Annotated in this window: 16 protein-coding genes; 10 read left to right on the forward strand and 6 right to left on the reverse strand. The window is 42.9% G+C overall.

The window, feature by feature from the left end:
- Nucleotides 1–51 precede the first annotated feature (51 nt).
- Nucleotides 52–336, reverse strand: coding sequence for a YeaC family protein (locus tag BS19_RS16940; RefSeq protein ID WP_038176934.1), 285 nt, complete (start codon nt 334–336; stop codon nt 52–54).
- A 105-nt stretch (nt 337–441) separates the two neighbouring features.
- Between BS19_RS16940 and BS19_RS16945 the strand changes: the two genes are divergently transcribed.
- Entirely contained in the window at nt 442–1272 is an 831-nt protein-coding gene (locus tag BS19_RS16945; protein ID WP_038176935.1) for a DUF2989 domain-containing protein, read from the forward strand.
- Nucleotides 1273–1319: 47 nt separating this feature from the next.
- Here the strand turns inward: BS19_RS16945 and msrB are convergent, their stop codons facing one another.
- Complete coding sequence (msrB, locus tag BS19_RS16950; RefSeq protein WP_038176936.1) at nt 1320–1721, reverse strand: peptide-methionine (R)-S-oxide reductase MsrB; 402 nt, start codon at nt 1719–1721, stop codon at nt 1320–1322.
- Between the two features lie 335 nt (nt 1722–2056).
- On the opposite strand from msrB, the gene gap reads away from it, so the two are divergent.
- The 9 genes from gap to BS19_RS16995 all read left to right on the forward strand — a co-directional run bounded on the left by gap (nt 2057) and on the right by BS19_RS16995 (nt 15395).
- Nucleotides 2057–3052 carry a type I glyceraldehyde-3-phosphate dehydrogenase gene (gene gap / locus BS19_RS16955; protein WP_038176937.1) on the forward strand — a complete coding sequence of 332 codons (996 nt, stop codon included), beginning with the start codon at nt 2057–2059 and terminating at the stop codon, nt 3050–3052.
- Nucleotides 3053–3239: 187 nt separating this feature from the next.
- On the forward strand, nt 3240–4124 hold the full coding sequence (locus tag BS19_RS16960) for a D-hexose-6-phosphate mutarotase (protein ID WP_038176939.1): 885 nt from the start codon (nt 3240–3242) through the stop codon (nt 4122–4124).
- 457 nt (nt 4125–4581) lie between these two features.
- Complete coding sequence (locus BS19_RS16965) at nt 4582–5625, forward strand: hypothetical protein (protein WP_038176940.1); 1044 nt, start codon at nt 4582–4584, stop codon at nt 5623–5625.
- Nucleotides 5626–5708: 83 nt separating this feature from the next.
- Nucleotides 5709–9506 (forward strand): hypothetical protein, encoded by a 3798-nt coding sequence (locus tag BS19_RS16970; protein ID WP_038176942.1) that lies wholly within the window; start codon nt 5709–5711, stop codon nt 9504–9506.
- Nucleotides 9499–10809 carry an RHS repeat-associated core domain-containing protein gene (locus BS19_RS16975; protein ID WP_038176944.1) on the forward strand — a complete coding sequence of 437 codons (1311 nt, stop codon included), beginning with the start codon at nt 9499–9501 and terminating at the stop codon, nt 10807–10809. Before BS19_RS16970 ends, BS19_RS16975 begins: the two co-directional genes overlap by 8 nt.
- A gap of 172 nt (nt 10810–10981) precedes the next feature.
- Nucleotides 10982–11800: a 23S rRNA (guanine(745)-N(1))-methyltransferase gene (rlmA, locus tag BS19_RS16980; protein WP_038176946.1), complete on the forward strand. Its 819-nt coding sequence runs from the start codon at nt 10982–10984 to the stop codon at nt 11798–11800.
- Between the two features lie 85 nt (nt 11801–11885).
- On the forward strand, nt 11886–12827 hold the full coding sequence (locus tag BS19_RS16985; protein ID WP_038176947.1) for a ChaN family lipoprotein: 942 nt from the start codon (nt 11886–11888) through the stop codon (nt 12825–12827).
- A 240-nt stretch (nt 12828–13067) separates the two neighbouring features.
- Nucleotides 13068–13415, forward strand: a complete 348-nt coding sequence (locus BS19_RS16990; RefSeq protein WP_038176948.1) for a hypothetical protein — start codon at nt 13068–13070, stop codon at nt 13413–13415.
- Between the two features lie 402 nt (nt 13416–13817).
- The gene (locus BS19_RS16995; RefSeq protein WP_038176949.1) at nt 13818–15395 is read left to right on the forward strand and encodes an alkaline phosphatase; all 1578 of its coding nucleotides are present in this window, start codon (nt 13818–13820) and stop codon (nt 15393–15395) included.
- 207 nt (nt 15396–15602) lie between these two features.
- On the opposite strand, the gene BS19_RS17000 is transcribed toward BS19_RS16995, so the two are convergent.
- The 4 genes from BS19_RS17000 to BS19_RS17015 all read right to left on the reverse strand — a co-directional run bounded on the left by BS19_RS17000 (nt 15603) and on the right by BS19_RS17015 (nt 22468).
- Nucleotides 15603–18500 (reverse strand): Ig-like domain-containing protein, encoded by a 2898-nt coding sequence (locus tag BS19_RS17000; RefSeq protein ID WP_211253019.1) that lies wholly within the window; start codon nt 18498–18500, stop codon nt 15603–15605.
- 345 nt (nt 18501–18845) lie between these two features.
- Nucleotides 18846–20522, reverse strand: coding sequence for a mechanosensitive ion channel domain-containing protein (locus tag BS19_RS17005; protein WP_038176952.1), 1677 nt, complete (start codon nt 20520–20522; stop codon nt 18846–18848).
- A gap of 145 nt (nt 20523–20667) precedes the next feature.
- On the reverse strand, nt 20668–21105 hold the full coding sequence (locus tag BS19_RS17010) for a YcgN family cysteine cluster protein (RefSeq protein ID WP_038176953.1): 438 nt from the start codon (nt 21103–21105) through the stop codon (nt 20668–20670).
- A gap of 103 nt (nt 21106–21208) precedes the next feature.
- A complete protein-coding gene (locus BS19_RS17015; RefSeq protein WP_038176955.1) occupies nt 21209–22468 on the reverse strand; it encodes a type VI secretion system ImpA family N-terminal domain-containing protein in 1260 nt (419 codons plus the stop codon).
- Nucleotides 22469–22507 lie beyond the last annotated feature (39 nt).

Consider the following 22507-nt stretch of genomic DNA (forward strand, 5'->3'; position numbering starts at 1 on the left):
AAGGCAAGGTTTCCCTTGCCTTTGTGATTTATTGATCTTCGTTAAAGCGATTCACTCTTGATTTGGGTTGACTCGCACAATGTCATCCTGCCCTTGCTGAAACTGCCTTTTCAGCTCCGCTTTAGATTTAAAACTGATTTCTCCACCCTGAGCAACTGTCATATGTTGAGCTTCTGCATTATGCTTAGATTGATACAACATCACAGCTTGCATACAAGTGCCTCGCTGCTGCTCAGAAAGTAGAGTACCCTCGGGCCACTTACCAGTTTCTACTGCAAATAGTAGACGCTCATAAGCCTCAGGTGTGATGGCATTAATTAACTGCTCTGCGTCCATGTTATGTCCTATAAATCGACTAAAGTAAGCAAACACTACCGGGCTAGCAGAACGAGTCAAGACACCTGCAATGATTAAGTGTAACGGATCACAAGCAACGATAGTATGAAGATAACCAACGCGCTAACACTCTTGGGATCGAGCCTCCTGCTTACAGGGTGCTTCGAAGGAAACAAGAACACTGAACAATTATGCAATGACAACCCAGCCTTGCAATGCGAGCGACTCAACATTGACGATGGTCAGTGCCGCGTTCCTCGCACGGATCTTATATGGCATCGTTTTGAAGTATTAAAAAACCCAACAGACACTAACCAAATAAAAGAATACCTGCTACTAGCCGACTATCGAAAGTGTCTCGGGCTCGCCGCACAAATTCAACCACTCGATCAAACCAATTTGAAACAACGTCGCTTCAATGCACTGGTCAATTCTGGTGAAGACTTAGAACACATAGTCACTAAATTACAACAGTCTTCATCTCCGAACGCACTTTACTTTTTGTGGAGTCAAATTGGGGATGATCAAGCACGGCGACGCTTCTTGCAACTCGAAGGATCTCCCGCACTAGAAAGCGCGGAAATGCAATATGCCCTGGCGACTTTTTACACTAGCCGTGATCAGGGAAAGACACGCCAACTATTATTTCATGCCCTTGAGTTGACCAAGGGTAACAATATCAATACCGAAATATTTAAGTCTCTGGCCAGTACCACGTACCGACTTAACTTGAAGGAAGAAGCGTACATATGGACACGTATTGCCGAATCGTTCAATGTACCGATCGCGTCTCAAAGTGAATTACAATTGCTGTACGGATTTGAGCCCAGCATTTATGACCAACTTGACGACATCGCCGAGCAAATCGAAGATTCCATCCGTGCTGGCGCTTTCAACTCAGAACAAATTCCCAAATTTGCAAGCGCCAAACGGTAAAGTGAAAGGATAAAACAATCAGCGGTGGTTAAATCACCGCTTTTTTATCAATTGTTGAAAATTAACGACACTGAGTTAACACAGTAACGCTCACCTGTTGTTTGCGGTCCATCATTAAAAATGTGACCTAGGTGGCTGTCACATGTGGCACAACGTATCTCAGTTCTCACCATTCCGTGACTCACATCTTCTAAATAGCGAATAGCCTCTTTATTGATAGGGGCATCAAAGCTTGGCCAACCACATCCAGAGTCATACTTATTATCAGAGATAAACAGTGGTGCTTCACAGCAAGTGCAGTAATACACTCCCGTCTCTTTATTATGCAGTAACGTCCCAGAAAATGGTGCTTCAGTACCCTGCTCTCGGCACACTCGGTACTGTTCATCAGATAGCTTTTCACGCCAGTATTCATCAGGCTTAGTGACTTTCTCTACCTTATGTTTCAAAACGTTATTTCTCCGTATTCTCAATTTTAATCATGATTTTTTTTTCGAAAAACTTGCGAATATCAACCTTTGTAGCACATACTTTGAAACCATAAAAGGATGTTCAAACTTTCAGCACTGCTGTCAACATCTAAACTATTTTACGTCAACTGGTTTAGGAAGAAACTAGCAATCCGTTCAAAAGTTGACCATTTGCGACTAATTGTGAAAAAAAGCGTCACTTTTTTTTGACTTTAAACAAGTTAAGTCCGATTATCAGTTGCAGATTTTGACTGGATTCTGTAATTTTACTACCAGTTATCTTTAATCAGAAATTAAGTTGTGGAGCAACTATAATGACTATCAAAGTAGGTATTAACGGTTTTGGCCGTATCGGTCGTTTCGTATTTCGTGCAGCGCAAGAGCGCAACGATATCGAAGTAGTAGGTATTAACGATCTTATCGACGTTGAGTACATGGCATACATGCTTAAGTACGATTCAACTCACGGCCGTTTCAACGGTACTGTTGAAGTTGAAGGCGGTAACCTAATCGTTAACGGCAAAACTGTACGTGTAACTGCAGAGCGTAACCCTGAAGATCTTAAGTGGGATGCAATCGACGTTGACGTTGTTGCTGAAGCAACTGGTCTTTTCCTAACAGATGAGACTGCACGTAAGCACATCACAGCTGGCGCTAAAAAAGTTGTTCTAACTGGCCCTTCTAAAGACGCGACTCCAATGTTCGTTATGGGCGTAAACGACGCAACTTACGCAGGTCAAGACATCGTTTCTAACGCTTCTTGTACTACTAACTGTCTAGCACCTGTTGCTAAAGTTCTTAACGACAAGTTCGGTATCGAATCTGGTCTTATGACAACAGTTCACGCTACTACAGCAACTCAAAAAACTGTAGATGGCCCTTCTGCTAAAGACTGGCGCGGTGGCCGTGGTGCTTCTCAAAACATCATCCCATCATCAACTGGTGCTGCTAAAGCAGTAGGCGTTGTTCTTCCAGAACTAAACGGCAAACTAACTGGTATGGCTTTCCGCGTACCAACAGCTAACGTTTCTGTTGTTGACCTAACAGTTAACCTTAAGACTGCTGCATCTTACGAAGCTATCTGTGCTGCGATGAAAGAAGCGTCTGAAGGCGAGCTTAAAGGTGTTCTAGGTTACACTGAAGACCAAGTTGTATCACAAGATTTCATCGGTGAAGTTCAAACTTCAGTATTCGATGCTAAAGCTGGTGTTGCTCTAACTGACAAATTCGTTAAAGTTGTATCTTGGTACGACAACGAAATCGGTTACTCAAACAAAGTTCTAGACCTAATCGCTCACATCTCTAAGTAATCATTACTTTAAGATAAGCGTTTAGCGCAGAATATCGTAAAGGCGGCTCTCGAGTCGCCTTTTTTGTACCTGTTCTATTGCTCACTGGCAAAAATATCCTGAGCTAGATTTGATTCAATTGGAAGCGCTTCATATAAGAAGTGAAACCCTGTCTAATTGAATACAATTTATTTTTGAGGGACATGCGATGAACCTGAACCAATTACCGGCATTAACGGTACTGTCTGATAACGTCACGATCGTCGAACAAGACAAAGTAAAAATCGTCCGAATCATCCACAATAAAGCATCTGCTGGTATCGCTCTTCATGGCGGTCACGTGGTGTCATTCAAACCTGAAGGTCAAGACGATCTGATTTGGATGAGTGAGCAAGCCAAATTTGATGGAAAAACAGCATTACGCGGTGGTATTCCAATATGTTGGCCATGGTTTGGCCGTCTTGCCGCCCCTGCTCACGGCTTTGCGCGCACTTCGCAATGGACACTGATCGAACATCGTGAAAGTGATAACGGCGTTATCGTTGAGCTTGGTTTGATGCCTTCTGAAGAGACTCTTTCGGTGTGGCCACACCTCTTTTCTGCTCGACTCTTGGTCGAAGTCAGTGAAGAGCTCACAGTGACTCTAAATGTACAAAATACCGATCAAACACCTTGGACATTTTCCGGCGCGCTGCATACCTACCTTAACCTCGGTGATATTACCCAAGCACAAACCACAGGTATGGGATCTCAATATATCGATAGCCTAAAAGGTGGCGGGATTTTCCAAGGTGATGATGTACTTCAGCTTACCGACACCATTGATCGTGTTTACACTCAGCCGCAAGCGAACATTATCGTTAAAGATCCCGTGTTAGGTCGCTCTATGGTTGTCAAGAATCAAGGTCACAACTCGGCGGTACTTTGGAACCCATGGTCCGAAGGCGCACAAAGCATGGGTGATATGGCCGATAATGGCTATCAAACCTTTCTCTGCGTTGAATCAACATTGCACGCGGCCACATTAGAGCAAGGAAAAACGCTGCAACCTGGCGAAACTCATCAGTTGGTCACCACCATCTCAAGTAAGTAGCTTCCTGTACGCAGGTCGCCAGACCTGCGTCTATTCAATTGCCACTAGATTGGCAATGATGTTTTTTCACTTCTGCTTTCTCTTTACTCCCTCTCTTTAAGCTTCCACCAAAGACTGTATAGTTGGTCTCTAAACCTTGTTGCTAAATGAATTTTCTAAATATATCAGCCACTTCGTTTAGTTAGTTGATCCTAGCGTAATGGAATATGGACATTTCAAAGACTAAAAACAACTTCTAAATACACACAATATATATGGACATTATGAGTATTTATTCACATTAATAAAATATCGACATGGATATAAACATTGTGTTTAACAGTTTTTTAATGACAGTTTTATCAAAAGCAATCTACATTTAATTGTCAGTACCAAAATCATTAGTTAAATTTATTTTCAACAATATTATTAAAAGCTAGTAATCATATTTCAATCAACTGATTAAATGGAGTCATGTATGAGACTTTTAAAAATATCTAACATCGTTAATTTATTAATAATCTCCCTACTACCCTCTATATCTCTAGCGCAGAGTAGCAGTCCATCTCTAACTATAAGGACAATTTCTGGTTTATCCTCGGCAACTATCTACGCTAATGGGAACATGCAAGCGAAGTTGCTTGTATCATATAAAAACATTCCTCAAGACTACACAGTTGAAAAACTTTCAATAAGGGAAGCTTATACGAATAATCCATTACCAAGTAGCTGGGAAAATAGTTCCATTGATAACGGGTACGATAGTGACATTAGTGGGTATCGCTCAGCTGAAAAAAATAAAACTGTTCAAAACTCTACTAGTCAAATATTTTATTTATCAACGCGAAATAGTGATAATAATATCACATTATGCGCTGAACTTGTGGCATCAAATGCTAATGGAAATAGGGAAACACTGACAACTTGCAACGGAGATGTTAATAGTGGTCTTGTTTATTTAAACGTGGTTCCAGAAATAAACTATGGTATCGAAGATCTAGATCAAGTAACTAGCCGTGAATGGTATGAAAACGACTCTTATGCAATAGCTCAAGAGAGGTTCACGCTGAAAAACAATCGGGAAATTAGAGGTGTTGGTGGCTGTGATACAAAACATGAAAACAATGGTAAAAGATATTTAATCTCATCGACGAATGGACCTGAACACCCATATAGCGGCAATCGAAAATATGGTGCTGCATACTTATTTGAACCAGTTCGTGGAGTAGTAAGTACAAGTTTTCCATATTTTGGTATAACTGTGAACTTAATTACTTTCCGGGAAGAATTTGTTGAAAAAGAAACAGAAACATTAAAATTCAACACTACTAACAGTATCACTTTTGCTTGGCTTAATGGTCAAGATAATCTACATACATATATAAATCCATTAATCAACATTGAAATTCATTGCCCACTTGTGACATTTGTGGATAATTATGGTAATAACGGGATAATAAATATATCTAGACATTCAAATCCTAATGACAAATGGGGTAAGGTGTATTATCGCTTCCATTAACTAGTCACACTATAAATTATAGTGTTACAGTCCAATTTTAAAAATTATTTAATCGATTTATTATTGTATAATAAGGACATGTTGTGAGTATTCAATCTAATGCTAATAACTTTATGGAAAGTCTGACCTCTGACGTAGATGTTAGAACAGGGATGTATTCTGTAAGTATCCCCCTAGTCTATTTCTTGTCACATAAACTTTTGGGCCCTAGCATACCCATTACGCTTTCTTACAATGCTGGTAGCACACAAGATATCGGTTTTGGTCGTGGGTGGTCACTTTCTCTCAGTCAATACGACAAAGTATCTAACACCATAAACCTTTCAACAGGTCAATCTTTCAAGATATTTAAACCTTGGGAAAAAAAAGAGTATGAGATCCCATATAGAAAGCTCAAAGACATTAAAATAACATACTCAGCTGAAAATAAAGAACTAAAAGTAATTAGCGAAGGAGGCGTCTGTGAGCATTTGAATGAAAGTTCTGGAAAGACAAATAAAATATCATCTCCGGATGGAAAAAACGTCTATTTTAGCTATCACGAGTGGACGGGGAGAATAAATAAAATTTATGATGATGATGGACGTGAGGTACTCTTTAACTGGAGTGAGGAGGCAACCAAAGTCGATATTATCCATAATTTGGATAAAGAGACATTCCAAGTGTTGACTATTTATAAAAGCGACAATGGTGTATTCAAACGCTTATCCAGCGTAAAACTAGCTGATGAACTACCTTGTGTAGAGTTTGAATATCGATTTATCTCGAGCTCAAACTATGACGTCATAGAAAAGGTCACCCACCCCTCTGGATTGATTGAAGAGATGGTTTATCTCGATGATGGTCACTCCCTACCATCTGGATCTCCTTTGTCGAAAATTCCATTCATTCAAACTCATAAACTCATACCTGCTTCTGATAATAGTCAACCTGCTCGACTGACAGAATATGACTATTCAGATAAAAACTACCTAGGATTTGCTAGTGAAAGAGTATGGGTTCCCGGCGAAGATACATTATTTAAATCATCTGCTAATTACACTTATACCACTACAGAGATCATTAACAACTCAAAAAAAATAGTTAGAAGTTACAATAAATATCATTTACTGGACTCAGAGAAACACTATAATAATAATTCACTCTACAGAAAAGACTCATATGAGTATTACGCGATTCTCAATAAAAGTATAGAACAGCAACCTGCCATTTATAGCTTGCCCAAAACTCAGACGACGACCCATTATTATAATGGCGCTTCGAGAAGTATCACCAAAAGATACCAATATGATGATTACGCAAACCCTACTTTAATTCAAGAATCCGATGGTTCTCAGCAGGTTTATAGGTACTACCCTGCTGAAGGGGAAGAGGGTAATTGCCCTGCAGACCCTTACGATATGATTTCCCAGTTAAAAGAAGAGCAGTTTATTCCAGCCACGTATCAATATGGAGAAACACCTCTTACAACAAAATACACATATACTTCCTTAGCAAGATTAGACGACCCAAGTCAGTATTTTATTGTGTTAGCCACTGAAAGTGATGAAAATCAAACGGACGAATTAAGCTATTACGACAATAATAAAGAGTCTGATACCTACGGACGTTTAAAAAAACTCGTTTCCAGTATAAACGGCTATAACAACACAGTTACTGTCAACTACGAATCTTTAAGCAATGGAGTTAAGACAACCAGAACGGTGTTAACTCATGACGGGTTAACAAGAACTTATTCTACCTCTATAGAGTATTTCTGGGGACTACCCATTGAGAAAACAGCAGAGGGGGAATCTACGATTAAAGTAACCTATGATTCTATAGGAAGAAAAAAAAACATCATCGTAGCACCAAATACAAACAACGAATCCGCAACGTCATTTGCCTATACCGTTGGTAATGACAACAATACCATCACCCAAAGCGACGCGAAAGGGAACCTAGAAGTCACTGCGTATAACAATGCGGGAAAAGCCATAGCAATAAAGCAGTCACAGGGTATTGATCTATATACGATTAAGTCAATGACTTATAACGAATATGGTCAACTAGAATCAGTAGTCGATACTGACTGGCTAAATGGAGAGCAAATTAGTATTACTACTGGTTTTCAATATGATGTTAATGGTGAAGTGAGAGAGATAAAACACCCAGATGGTCGCCAAGAAATTATAGAGCAAAACCCAGTGTTACTGACGACTGTGCATAAGCAGGTTGGCTTAATTACAGAAACAACAAGTTATAACCTTTCTGGTCTAGAAATTTATAGAGAAACCATCGACGCAGCAGGGAATATACTGGCCAAAACTCACTATGAGTATGATGCTTTCGGCAAACTTCGCCACACAACAGATACTCAAGGTAAAGCCACAAGATATCGGTATGACGAGTTTGACCGACTCAGAGAAGTGGTACGAGTTATTGATGGACAAGATGTCATTGAGTCCTATTCTTACCCTAAGTTCACTTCTGCAGACCTATGCCAGAGTGTCAAGGTTAATGGTATATCGCTTGGTGACAGAAATTATGATGGACTAGGTCGAATAAAAGATGAGACCGTCAATGGAGCAATCAACTCATATGACTATGTGGGTGCCTCTAATCAACCAGATAGTGCAGTATTAGCTGATGGCAGTGTTGTCGATATGGTAAATAATACTCAGCTTCAAGTCACTGAAACGGTATCTGTACGCGGAAAACCCGCACTAAGCAGCCATTATACCTTCGACCCACAAACCGCGCTGCCAACCGATAGCTTAAATCAGGGAGCTAAACGAACTGTCACTCGTGACTCTTATGGTCGAATAGAAATTGATCAAATTGAGGTTAATGATGGTGAAATCAGACAGGCAAGCGAAGAATATTCACTCCAAGGTAGGCTGCTAAAGAGTTGTGATTATTTTGGTAACCGTCAGGAGTATCAATACGACGCATTAGGTCGACCAGAAATTATTACTGAACATGTTGCTGATGTCACCACAACAACACATATCGATTACGACAAATTTAGCCGTCCTTGGATGTATACAACCAAGCGTGAAAAAGATACCGCGGTTATTGCGCTAACATTCAACAGTATCGGCATGGAAACCCACCGAGTGGCAAAGTTTAATGGTGTCGAAGAGTTTAGTATTGACCAAAATTATAATAGTAATCTTCAATTAGAAACCAGAGCCTATGCAGATGGACTCGAGACCACAACAGAAACCTTCGACTATGATGAACTTGGGCGTCTAGAGACCTATTCATGCCATGGCCCCAATGCACCTTCTGATGAATATGGCCATCGTCTTCTTAAACAAGTATTCAAGCATGACCTGTATGGCAATATAGCTAAAGTCGTCAGCGACTTTCGTGATGGCACATCGAACACCGCAGTATATGCATATGACCCTAACAACCCTACCCAGTTAGTACTGGTTACTAACACACATCACAGTTATCCATCCAGTGTTCAATTGCACTTCAGCGTTAGCGGAAACATGTTGAATGATGAACAGGACAATGGCTACCATTACAACGAATTAGGCCAGTTAACCTCAATTGACAATGCTCATGGGGAACAGCTATCGCGATACCAGTATGACGGAGACGGTCGAATGGTGTCTCAAACGGTACAGGAACAATTAGTCTACCTTTTTTACCGTCACACACTAGCCAATGAAACGTCAGGGGGAGTGCATTCTAGTTACCATCATATTGCCCCAGGCCTTGTTAGCCGAAGTGTCCGTGATGACGCCGATCATATCCACCACCAACTGTTACTCGGCAACAGTCAAGGAAGCATCATTGAGTCATTGTCCACCTCAGCAGAATCTGAGAATCGAGACAAGCAAACTCGCCGCTATACACCATACGGAAAGGATGATTGTTATGAATAGCAAACACAAAGTCGATCTGCATAGCCGAAGACTATTCTTAAAACAGACAGGTGGACTCTCAGCGCTTGCTACCACAAATGCGTCATTGCCTATGTCATCAGCATTAGCATCAACCAGTTCTTTTGACACAAATGTTATTGTGAAAAGTCCGTTAGGTTTTAACGGAGCTCGACAAGACCCAGCAACTAAGCTCTATCCGCTAGGTAATGGTTACCGGATGTATAGTCCAACCCTAATGCGCTTTAATACGCACGACAACCTCAGCCCTTTTGGTCCAGGCGGCGTGAATGGCTATGCTTATTGTCTCGGAGACCCTGTCAACCGCCGCGACCCAAGTGGCCATTTTGCTCTGCTTAGTATCTTAATCGGCGCTATTGTGGGTGCCGTGGTAGGAGCAGCAGTATCTGCCGCCGCAGAGGGTATTCAGATGGCAGTTGATCCGACGCATAAATTTGACTGGAAGCAGGTGGGAATCGGAGCGGCATTGGGCTTTATTACTGGTGGTTTAGGGATTGCCGCTGCCGCACCAAAAGCCGGGACACAGTTAGGTCTTGCCATTGCTAAATCAGCATTAGCAGAGGTTGCATCTGTACCTATTTCGACCGTGACTGCTTTATCGATGCAACCCAACGCTTCAAAGGGATTGCAGATATTAGGTAAAGCGTTGGGCTTTTCACTCGCGATTGCGGGGGTAGGATATGGTCTAAAAGGGAGCGCCCAGCTTGGAAGAACGATTGCCAAAGGTCGGGTACTTAGCATCCGCTCCAGTTGGAAAAAGAGTCTGCCGTTCTATGATGATCATATTACTCTGCGGCAAGCTGTATTTACTGGTGCTAGCATTGTAAGCGGCATTTCTAGTGCTTCTGCTGGTATCGCCTTTAATACCATGAACCATTTAGGTAAAAGCTCCTATAATAGCGAGTTAGTCATGCGACTTTTCCATTTTACCAGCTCTTCGTTTGGCGCTCTGGCTGGTAAATCGATTAACCCAATAAAAAATATCAAATCCGATCCAGTGGGTTATTTATCCGCTAGATTTACAGATGTTTCGCACGCAACAGGTCTTATTGCACTGCTCGCGACAAAACCCGGTAGTGACGCCAATCGTCAATGGAATACCGTTTCATTCTTGGCTGGCATCACCTCAGTTTATACATTAAATACCCAAAACCATCTGAAGCATTTCGATAGAAAGCCACTTTGGAAGCAATTTGGCTTATCCGAATCTGTATGGAACAAAGCGTTAAGCAATAGTCCTTCAGCAAGGTACCACTATCTGGATAGTGATCTACTTCCTTATTAGTTTGTGTTGTTAATTACTAGTAAGTAATTAAAACAACGATCATCAATACGGTTATTAGTATCTTTTATTAACCTAGGCTTAGGGCAGCAAAACTGCCCTTTGTTTTCTTGGTGCTAGTGCCTGACAACGCTTCCTGATAAAATCTTCGCCTTCACTATTAAGCGAGCGATTTATGTCTTACACCTGCCCTCTATGTCATCAAACTTTGAGTTTTTCTCAACACACCTATCAGTGTGCCAACAACCACAGTTTTGATCTCGCGAAAGAAGGCTATGTCAATCTCATGCCTGTGCAACATAAACGCTCAAAAGATCCTGGTGATAACAAAGAGATGATGCAAGCTCGTCGTCGATTTTTGCAACTGGGCCATTATCAACCTTTGATGCAACGAGTCGCTGAAGTTTGCGCACAACATACAGTTAACACTCCGCATCGCCTACTCGATATTGGATGTGGAGAGGGCTATTACACTACGCAAGTCGCCACTGCGCTCACTAAGCAGTTCGAGCCAGCTCAAACCTATGGCCTCGACATTTCAAAAGTAGCGATTCGTTATGCCGCCAAACGCTACCTCAACTGCCATTTCAGTGTCGCTTCGAGTCATCGCTTACCTTTTGCTGATCAAAGCTTAGATGCCGTACTGCGTATTTATGCACCTTGCAAGGCACAAGAGCTACAACGTGTTGTAAGTGACAACGGGGTTGTCATCACGGTGACGCCTGCCGCTCGTCATCTTTATCAACTACGGGCTAACATTTACCCGGACGTCAGGCTGCACAACGAAGAAGCGGAGGCTATCGCAGGCTTTGAGCTTGAGCATCAAGAGATGCTTAACTACACCATGTCACTAGGTGAAGGGGCCGGATTCGACCTACTGCAAATGACCCCTTTTGCGTGGAAAGCCAGTGACGAACTACGTCAAAAACTGACGCAGGCGAGTTTATTTGAGTGTGAAGCACATTTTATGATCCGAGTTTATCGTAAACAATAACCCAAACAAACGACAATAATTCTCATTAAAATTGAGTTGTCCCATAGCCTCGATTACTATTAGATTATCTTTAGTGGAGGCTTTTATGTTTCAGCGTATATTCATCGCACTATTATCAACGCTACTTAGCGCTTGCTCAATGTCGCCCCATTCCGAGCAAGCGATCATTAGCTTTTATGACTATCAACTCTATTCTCCTCAATTGACCCCCGTCGAACTACAGACACTATCTGACGACATTAACCAAGCCGACATCATCTTAATTGGCGAGTGGCATACTCATGCTGGAATCCATCGCTTTCAAAGCGACTTTCTTAAGCAGCGACTACAGCAGCAACGACCTGTCACACTGTCTATGGAGCAATTTTCGCGAGACAAACAAGCGGTTGTCGACCGTTACTTAGCTGGCGAAATTGGAGAGCAGGTGCTGATCAAGCAAGGCGCAGCTTGGCCAAACTATGAAAGTGATTACCGACCATTAATCGAACTTGCCAAGTCACATAATGCCGATATTATCGCAGCGAACGCGCCCAGAGCCATCGTACGCTGTATCGGGCGACAAGGGTTAAGCTATCTTGACACACTCGATAGTCAACAGCGTCAATGGGTTGCAGCGCAGATTGACGACTCCGAAAGCCCTTATAAAGAGAAATTTATGGCGTCAATGCATCATGGCACACTGGAGCAAACGACACGTCAATATGCGGCGCAAGTAACATGGGATGAGACGATGGCAGACAGTATTGTCACTTACCTTCAACACCATCCCTCAGTTCAAATCGTCCATATTGCGGGCAAGTTTCATACCGAGCAAGGACTAGGCATCAAGGCGTCAATACTCAAACGTAATCCAAACCTCAAGGTTGTGGTTATTACCCCAGGATCGCTCACCTCCATCAGTACATCCTTAAAGCAAGATTACTGGCTTGATGTTCTTGAACCTCCAGCGCGTTACGTCAGCGAAGAGAATCGCCAAGCGGCCTATCGCCATATCGGCCAAACAAATAATGACTCAGACTGCCAATAGGCACTGATTTTGCTTTGATCATCAATCAGACGAGCTTTTTTTGGATGAGGAATGTGGTAAACACTCGCGCATTCTTCTCACTGGCGAGGAAGCCAGTGAGCAATAGTTAAATAAGCACGGTTAATAGTTAAACAGGCACGATTTATGCTTGGTTTGTTTTTATACAAATTTTGCATATTTTGCACAAGTTTTTCTTAAAGCAGTCGATATATTGTCTGAGGATGATGTAAGGAGATCATTATGACACCAGTAGGAATGGAGCCAGCCAAGCTGTCACCGACCCAGCAGGTAAAGCCTCAAGCAGCTGCAGCTGACGCCGCCTCTAAACCAGCCCCACTCAAAGTGGAGCAAAATAAAGTGACCCTTTCCGATGAAGGTAAAGCGCTTTTAGCTGCTCTTCAAGAGATTGATAAAGAAAGTAAAATTGCTGATAAGAGCGTCGGCGAGAAAGTCGAGTCGTTTGCCCATGGCGCACTAGGGATGGATCATCCAGACAAAATTGAACAAGAGGAAGATGGTTCGTATTCTGCAGGGCAATATCTTTCCGCAGCGGCAACGGTTGGTGGCATTCTGCTGGCACTCATTTAGGGTCTTGCCAGCTTGGCCATAACCCTCTATTCCCCTCACGACAAATCACCCGGTTTGTCGAGAATTAGCTGTGGATCCGATAATTTCATCCTTTTTAAATCATGACATCATTGCGCGTGGCTGATTTCAACATTCAATAAACTAACATTTTTGGACTGACATTAATGCTACTCTCAATGGCTATTTTGTTGATATCTTTTTCTAAATAAGTTCCAACGCTTTCCTCACCATTACTCAACACAACCGCTCTCTTGATTCAAAGCTCAGTAATTGGTGAGCTTTTTCTATCCCTTGTAACAGAAGCCGTGACGCCTTGTTGTTATCATTTTGCAACCAAAGTGAAATATTCACGAAATAAATCAATGTTTTAATTATTGCGCTTTTATAAACAAGGACCATTTAATGAAGCTCTATATAAAACCAATTATTGCCGCAGTGGCAACGTCTACGCTCTCTTTTAGTGTCATTTCAGCAGAAATCAAAAACGTTATCTTAATGATTGGCGATGGTATGGGGCCACAGCAAGTTGGCCTACTCGAAACCTACGCTAATCAAGCTCCCAACTCTATCTATCAAGGTAAAAAAACCGCGCTCTATCAACTGGCAGAACAAGGTGTCATTGGCTCCTCCTTAACCCATCCAGAAGATGCGATTGTGGTCGACTCCGCTTGTTCAGCGACTATGCTCGCAACCGGTATTTATACTGGTTCTGAAGTGATTGGTATCGATGCACAAGGTAACCACGTAGAGACCGTTCTTGAAAAAGCAAAACGCGCGGGCAAAGCGACGGGGCTTGTGTCTGACACACGTTTGACCCATGCCACCCCAGCTGCTTTTGCCGCCCACCAGCCGCATCGTTCCCTTGAGAATGACATTGCTTCCGACATGCTAGCCACTGGCGTCGATGTGATGTTATCGGGTGGTCTACGTCATTGGATTCCTCAGTCAACCAATGACAAAGGTGATACTTATCAGCAGCTTGAAAAGCTTACTCAAGGCGATGTTTACCTTAAGTCAAAACGTAAAGACCAACGTAACCTTCTCACAGAAGCACAGCAAAGTGGTTACCAACTTGCGTTTAATCGCAGCATGTTGGACAACGCAAAAGGCGATAAACTACTAGGCCTATTTGCCTATTCTGGGATGAATGATGGTATCGCTTATCGTAACGAGAAAGACGATCCTCAACGCAGCCAACCAAGCCTAAAAGAGATGACCAATAAAGCGCTCGAAGTATTGGCGAAAGACAAAGACGGTTTCTTCTTGATGGTTGAAGGTGGGCAGATTGACTGGGCGGGACACAGTAACGATGCAGGTACCATGCTGCAAGAATTGATTAAGTTTGATGAAGCAGTTCAATCTGTCTACGACTGGGCAAAAGATCGTGACGACACCATTGTGATTGTGACCGCTGACCACGAAACAGGTTCATTTGGTTTTAGTTATTCATCAAATAACTTGCCTCAACCACAAAAGCGTTCAGGAAAAGCATTTGAAAATCGCGACTACGCACCAAATTTCAACTTTGGCGCTTTTAATATCCTCGATGGCTTATACAACCAAAAACTCAGCTACTACGCGATGATCAGCCAATTTGAAAAACTCGAAAAAGCGCAACAGACACCTGAAAAACTCGCAGAAATTGTCAACCAAAACAGTGCATTCCCTATTACGCCAGCGCAAGCGGCGAACATACTGAAAAGCAAGCCCAACCCATACCGTTTAGCAGGTCATAGCTATCTATCGGTAGAAGAAGTGCCAGCAATTAACGACTTTGATGCTTTCTTCCCGTACAACGACCGTGGCAACCTGCTGGCGCGTGAACAAGCGACCGGACAAAACATTGTTTGGGGAACGGGCACGCATACTCATACGCCTGTAAATGTATTCGCTTGGGGTCCTGCGGAAAAAGTGTTACCTGTCTCTAAAATCATGCACCACTCAGAACTTGGCGAGTTCATTAAATCTCAAGTGAAATAGCCTGGACAGATTTCGCTTGGGCTAATCAACGCCCTACGGAGCGTTTTTTAGTTCGCCACAGACATTGTCTGTTGTTGGCGATGCCCTTATCTCAGCAACAAAAAAGTCCGAGTGTTATTAAAAACACTCGGACTTTGGACTCTTTAGAAGAGGGGTTCATAGGCCAGCATTAACTGCTGACGATCTCCGCTAGTTTAAAGGTAATTATTACTTACTCGCGTTGATCATATCGTTGAAGTAGTTCACTTGATTTGACATAGACAGACCTTGGTTGTTCGAACCCAAAGTCCACATAAAGAAGCCCCCATAACCATTGTCTTTCTGCCATTGTGCGCGTTTTAGATTGTTTGCACGGCTTTCAACGAAAGCGCCATCGGGTCCCCACTGACTGTTGATTGTATTACCTAAAACAATCTTCGACTTGTCGCCAATGTGTCGAGCATAGTTGTTCATCGCGACATCGTAGAGGAAGTTTTCACCCGCGTCGTAAGTCATCACATTGAAGAAATCAACGTCATGCTTGGTATCCTCTATAAGGTCAATCACTTCACCATGGTGAGATGAACGACCAGATGGCTCAATGTAAGAACAATTTTCGAATACGCCTGCATCCTGACATTCAACCGGATCGGCGCCCACGTGGTAAGTCGTTAATGACAATACTTTTTTATCGGCTACTTTTTGACGGATTAGCTTTATCAATGCCGTTAGATCTTGATTCTCTTTGTCGGTAATCCGAGCTGCTTTTTCAAAGTCAAAATCCAATCCGCCAATTTGAACGTAACCAGCTAATTGGTATTTGCTGTAATCACAATTGCCACTCCAATCTGTCGCCAGACATTCACCAACTACTTCTTCAGGTTTAAGGTTTTTCTTGTACACAGGGTACGGAGTGTTGACTAAGTCGACAAGACTGTTGGCAACCGCTTCACGGCTTTGCTCTGTGCTGATTTGAGACCAAATACTTTCATACGTCTGACCACCAAAAGCGACCATCATTGTGACATTGCTTTGATCATACTTTAAGGTCGTCCATGCTAAATACGGAGCTGGCATCCAGTCTGGGTTATAATTTGGTGGCGTTAGCATGTTATCAGAGACGGTGATATTACCGTTGGCATCCCACCGACCGAATGACAGTAAGTAGCCATCACCTTTTGAGTTAAGCAGTTCTTCGTGATCGTTTAACCCCCAAGAGGTTAGGTAACTAATCGAGCGATCTGAGTTATCCATTAAACCACCATCTCCAGCCCCTGCGCCCGTATTCTCTTTTACAGTAATGTTCGATGGTGCAGAAGTTTGCTTATGGTTTGCTGTGTTGGCCGCTTCTGCAGAGATTACGTGACGGCCAGGTTGCGCTCCTAACCATTGGTATTCGTAAGGGGCTTCTGTATCTTTGAAAAGCGTATTGCCATTTGACATAAAGGTTACTGAAGTCACCTTACCTTCATAACTTTCCGCATCCGCTTTGATTGAAATAGCGTGGCCTTCAGTAAAGCTGGAACCATCGACAGGTGAAGACAAGGACACCATCAGGTCTTCATCCGTGACAGCGATAGACATTGGGATGGTTTCTGCGCTTGCATTTTGATCATCATATGCAACGGCCGTTAGCGTATATTGGCCTTCACGTTGACCGGGGACCGTAAGGGTATACAGATCGCTGCCCGAAGATTTCGTCGACGTGGTAACCACTTCTCCGTTCAGTTTCACTTCAACACGTTCAACGCTAGTATCGTCTGTCGCTTTCACAATTACATTAAATGGTTGATTTGGTGATATTTTGCTTCCATCTTGTGGTGATTGTACATTCACTTCTGGCACAGGGTTATGGTCGCATTGACCCTCTTCACTCCACGCATCTTTCCATGCACCTGGGTAGTTAGGATCGCCAGTACCCGGAGTCCAGACTGAATTGCCACACCATCCTGCCACTTTACATGTATAGATATTACCAATATTGGTGACTTGATCACCCATCTTGTAAGCCACACCGTTTTCGTATTGCGGGACATCGCCACAACTGTTACTCGCATCCGTTACTGTAATGGTTAAGCTTTGGCGTGTGACATGACGTTCATCATCTCGAGCTTCTACGCGAATTGGCACCGTACCCTTGGTTTGAGGCGTCCAGTCACAGGAAAAGTCATGATGAGCTTTCGCATCTAGATTACAAACTTCGACATTATTTGCAAAGAACTTAACGTTCGATAGATCGTCATCAGCATCAAACACATCCGCTTCAATCGTTACGATTTCGCCTTTTTTATGCGAAGAGCCCGCTTGCGGAGAAACAAAATGCACTACAGGAGGGTTGGCTGCTGTCGATTCTGACTCTACTGACACTGTTACCTTTTGCTCTGATAGTTTCTCACCTTCATCATCAAAAGCTATGACAGAAATCGCAGCAGCACCGACTTCAGTTGGTTGCCATTCTTGCAAATACTCTTTTGTGCCTGCCACAACAGGCTGTTGTGCTAGTTTAGTGTTGTTAACCCAAAACTCGAGCTTATCAGCCCCCTCACCTTCAACACTCGTTATAATATCGACATTAGATCCCTTATAAATAACAGAGCCTTGTGTTGGTGAAAGGATATCTAGAGAGACCTCTGGCGATGGCGTGACTTCACCATCAGTTTTCACCACAACAGAATCTTCAAACGCATTGATATCTTTCAATTCGCCACCAAACGCGAGTGTCAGTGTTGCCGATTCACCTGAAGCAAGTGTACTGTCTACCCAAGAACCAGTTGGGAACTTAAGTTTAACTGAGTTGAGAACGCCATTTGACTGAGGAGTGTGCGTGATTTTCCATGATGGATAAGATAAATCAGATGATGCCCACCCAATATCATTAATCGCAACTGGCAATACGAACTCAATCACTGCTTCGTGCATGTTTTCTGCTGCGGAGCCTGTATTTTTCACTTCAAGTTTATAACTGCTCCACCACTCACTCTCAGATTGTGAATTCACTCCCGTGCTAAATTCAGACGCCATTGCTTGAGAAATCGGACTTAACAAGAAACCAGAAAATAGAACAGCCAATCCTACCGTTCGAAAACCGTTCATCGTTATTTCTGCCGAACGTTTCCTATATTGAATCATCATTGTTGTGAGCACCCATGTTTAATTTGATAACTTATTCAGTAAATTGAGAGAGGGGGGGTATTAAAGGCGATCAGACATCATTCGCGACAAAGTCGCAGGACTTTTCTGATTAAAATTAACCTCACCTATCTCACGTACGTTATAGACACCCAGTTTAGAACTCAGTGAATAACGGACCAGTATTTGACCTTATCGCTCCAATGAATAGAACTAAACAATGCGTTTAGTCACTGCTCTTCTAGAGGAAAGATAATCATGGCGGCTTGCTACCAAGATGAAGATGTTTTACAAAAATAGCAGATAAAGTAGAGCGCCAATCGACGCTCTTTTATGAAGTGATTAGGCAGTGTGATCTTGATTGACCATGTGCAAATGGACATCTTGTTGTGGGAAAGGAATCGAGATCGCTTCTTTATCGAACCTAAGCTTGACCTCTTTCGTCACATCCCAATAAACGTCCCAATAGTCATCCGTTTTCACCCATGGACGAACAATGAAATCGACCGAAGAGGTATTAAGTGTGTGCACTTTGACCATCGGCTCAGGAGTACGTAATACCGAGGGGTGTGAGGTGATAATGTCAGTCAAAACCAGCTCTGCTTTTAGCAGATCATCGGCATAACCGATACCAAACACCATATCAACGCGACGAACACGCTCATGAGTAACGTTCTTGATAACATCACCCCAAATTTTGCTGTTCGGAATAATAATGATCTGATTATCAAACGTTTTAATGGTGGTGTTAACCAAACTCATATGGCTGACCTTACCATCAACGCCACCCGCAAAAACAAAGTCACCCACATCAAACGGACGATAGATTAGTAACATCATCCCCGCCGCAAAGTTCGACAGGGTATCTTGCAAGGCAAAACCAATAATCACACCTGCAATCCCGAAACCAGTCAGCACAGGGGCAAGGTTTAAGCCAATTTGTGACAAGGCGACTAAAAAGCCAATCACCCAGATGAACTTGCCTGACATGCCGATAAAGAAGTCTTGCATCAAGTGCGACAAATTGAGGTTTTTGGTCACCACTGTCTTACTCACGACTTTACGCACCAACTTTGCGAGCATACTTGTCGCAAGCAGGATTAAGGCAAAGACAAACAGTTGGAATAAATGCTGGGGTGCATTATTGACCATCCAATGCCATAAGTTGTCCGTCCAAGTTGTCACAATCGCTAACATTACCGGACCATTGAGCAAATCTTGAGTAATACTGCCGGTCACTTCAAACTGCAAGCGTTTGTACTCGGCACTATCGATATCAAGCTTGTCTGCTAGGTTAATCAGTGTAGAGAGGCTGTCGACCGCAATACTCATGCGCTGTTTAATCACCAACTGATTAAGTTGCAATGCTGATTTTTCCGACTCTGGACTGACCGTAAGTTGCTTACCAACCACACTTATCTGTTGATTAAAGTACTCAACAGATGCGGACACTAATCGCAGCCTTTTCAGCACCACATTGCGCAGTTGCTCTTCTGCCACGGCTTCATCAAGACCGAGCGCTTTGAGCCACTGAATATTCTGCCAACGGGAGGTAATGACTTCATCAAGGTAATGTTGTAACTCTTGATATTCGGTAATCAACGACAATCGCTCGGTATTCTCAGCTTCATCGATTTTTACGTTCAGTGCTTTGATCTTACTTTCAAGATAGGCAGTGGCATTGCTGGTGTACTTTCGTTGCATTTCCACTTGCGCAATCAACATTTCCTTATCAATGCTTTGGCTGTTGATCGCACTCGTCAGTTGCGCTCTGAGCTCTTCATTTTTTTGAAATAACTTGAGTTGCAGAGCATCCTTTTCATCGCCGCTGGCACTGTTCAAAGAATCACTCAGATCTTTTAAATCGCTATTAATTGTCTGCAGCGCTATTGCGTCTCGAGATAATACCGGTTGCGTGGACTCTTCGACAGCATGAGCATTCAGGCTGACAACCAAGGCTAGCACCGCAACCAGTGACCAGCAGAAAAAAGAGAAATGTGAACGTTTGACTTGTCCCATATTTACCTCAAAAAGACTCAAACAAGTCTTTGTTTTACAAATTGATGCTTTCTAGTGTACACCACTCTCCGTACAAGTTTTGCATTCTCACTGTTAGCCGTCAGCAAATACAAAAACAGCCGCGAATGGCGGCTGTTTGTCTCAACTAGTCTCGGTTAGGATGATTCAAAATGTGATCTTCCCAATTGACGACATCAATTTCGTAAACCACCTTATTACGCACGCTTTCACCGGCGGCATGCATGGCAGATTTGGAACCTGAGATCAATGGGTGCCACTCTGGCAGAGGTTGTTTTTCTGCCAGCAAACGATACGCGCATGTGTGTGGAAGCCAGGTAAAGTCGTCGATATCATCACGAGTCAACTTTGTGCACTCTTCACCTGAGGTGAAACGGTTTGGGTAATCTTTACACGAACAGGTTTTGCTGTTTAACCAGCTACATGCAACATTGGTGTAATAGATCTCATCACTGTCTTCATCCATCAATTTATGCAGACAACATTTACCACAGCCATCACACAAAGATTCCCACTCTTGTTCAGTCATCTCTTCTAATGATTTTTGTTGCCAAAACTGCGTCATGTGTCTAAACCCTAACTACTCGAGTACTTGATGAAAAAGCAAAGCCGAATTTATATAGATCCTGAGCCGAAAGTGCAAGTAGTTAGGGTGAACATTCTATTAACTACTGTTCAAGCATTTGATTTAACTGCGCCACTTTCCAACTTAAATTGTTTAGCCTGCGTTTGAGCTCTTCAAACTCTTGTTGTGCTTGCTGATATTGCTGCTTCTCTATCAACTCTTCAACGTACCCTACGCGGCCGTATATTGGCGATAGACTGACCGCAAAAGACTCTAACGATTTTGTTTCGTTGGCCACATCAGACCAACGACGCTTTTTCGCTAACAGTGCAACATTGGCCATTTTGGTGCGAATTTCACTAAAGCGAGCGACAAACTCGTCCGCTTGCTCAAGAGCGTATTGCTGATCTTGACCAAGCTGATCACTGATTGCAACTACCTGCTCATTATCTGCATAGAGCTGCTGCAAAATGTTGAGCTGCTCCATTGCCTCTAAATAAGGCTGCTCTATCGACACCTGGGTGTTGCGCTTAATCGACGCTTGATACATAGGCACCATTTCATTGCGAAATGACTGCAGTGTATCTGGGCTGGTGAATTCAACAAAGTCAGGTAAATTGCGACTGTCGAGCGAAGGTACTTCAACCGATTGTTTGTAATAATATTTATGAAAAAGATCGGGGTGACTATAAGCCCACAACCCGCCCCCGCCAATCACGCTGCCCAGTAAACCCGCAGCAACTAAACCCAAACGAAAACGTTGTGGGCTAACTTTCTCACTGGATTCTTGGCGCTGTTTTTCTTGGCGCTTGAGCGCCGTATGGTAGCGCGTTTCTATCTGATCAATATGCTCGAACAAAACAAACCCTACCCCCTCGAAGTTAACCCTTTGTTCTGGTTGTTGCAGAGTTAACCAATCATTAATCCGTTCACACAAGCGTTCACTGCGATACAAATCGCGAAGCTGTTCCTGAGTCGGTTTCATCTTTTTCAGCTCAGGGATCGCTTTACCATTGACCCAATCGAGAACTTCTTTGCGCATTTTGGCCGACTTAGTGTCTGGTTTTGGTAATACCAATAAACACTGCATAATTAACTCTAAGCCGTTAGCATAACCGGTCAGCCCTTCTATTTTGAGTTTAGCAATGGTCATGTAACTGCTAAGCAACAGATCAATACCAGGTCCTTTGGCTAGTGCTTCACAACACTCATAAACCGCTTGCCAATTCGTCCCACCCGAAAGTGGATTAAAGCGTGCATTAATTTCATCACGTACCTGTTGGTAGTGTTCAAGGTGTCGAATCGCTTGTGAGTCTGAAACGATATGGTAAACATTGTGATCAAGAAAAATCGTTGTGGACATGGAAACTTCGGTCCTAGTAGTCAAAGGAGCAAGTTACCT

The sequence above is a fragment of the Vibrio pacinii DSM 19139 genome (assembly GCF_000711795.1).
GTDB classification, from domain to species: Bacteria; Pseudomonadota; Gammaproteobacteria; order Enterobacterales; family Vibrionaceae; genus Vibrio; species Vibrio pacinii.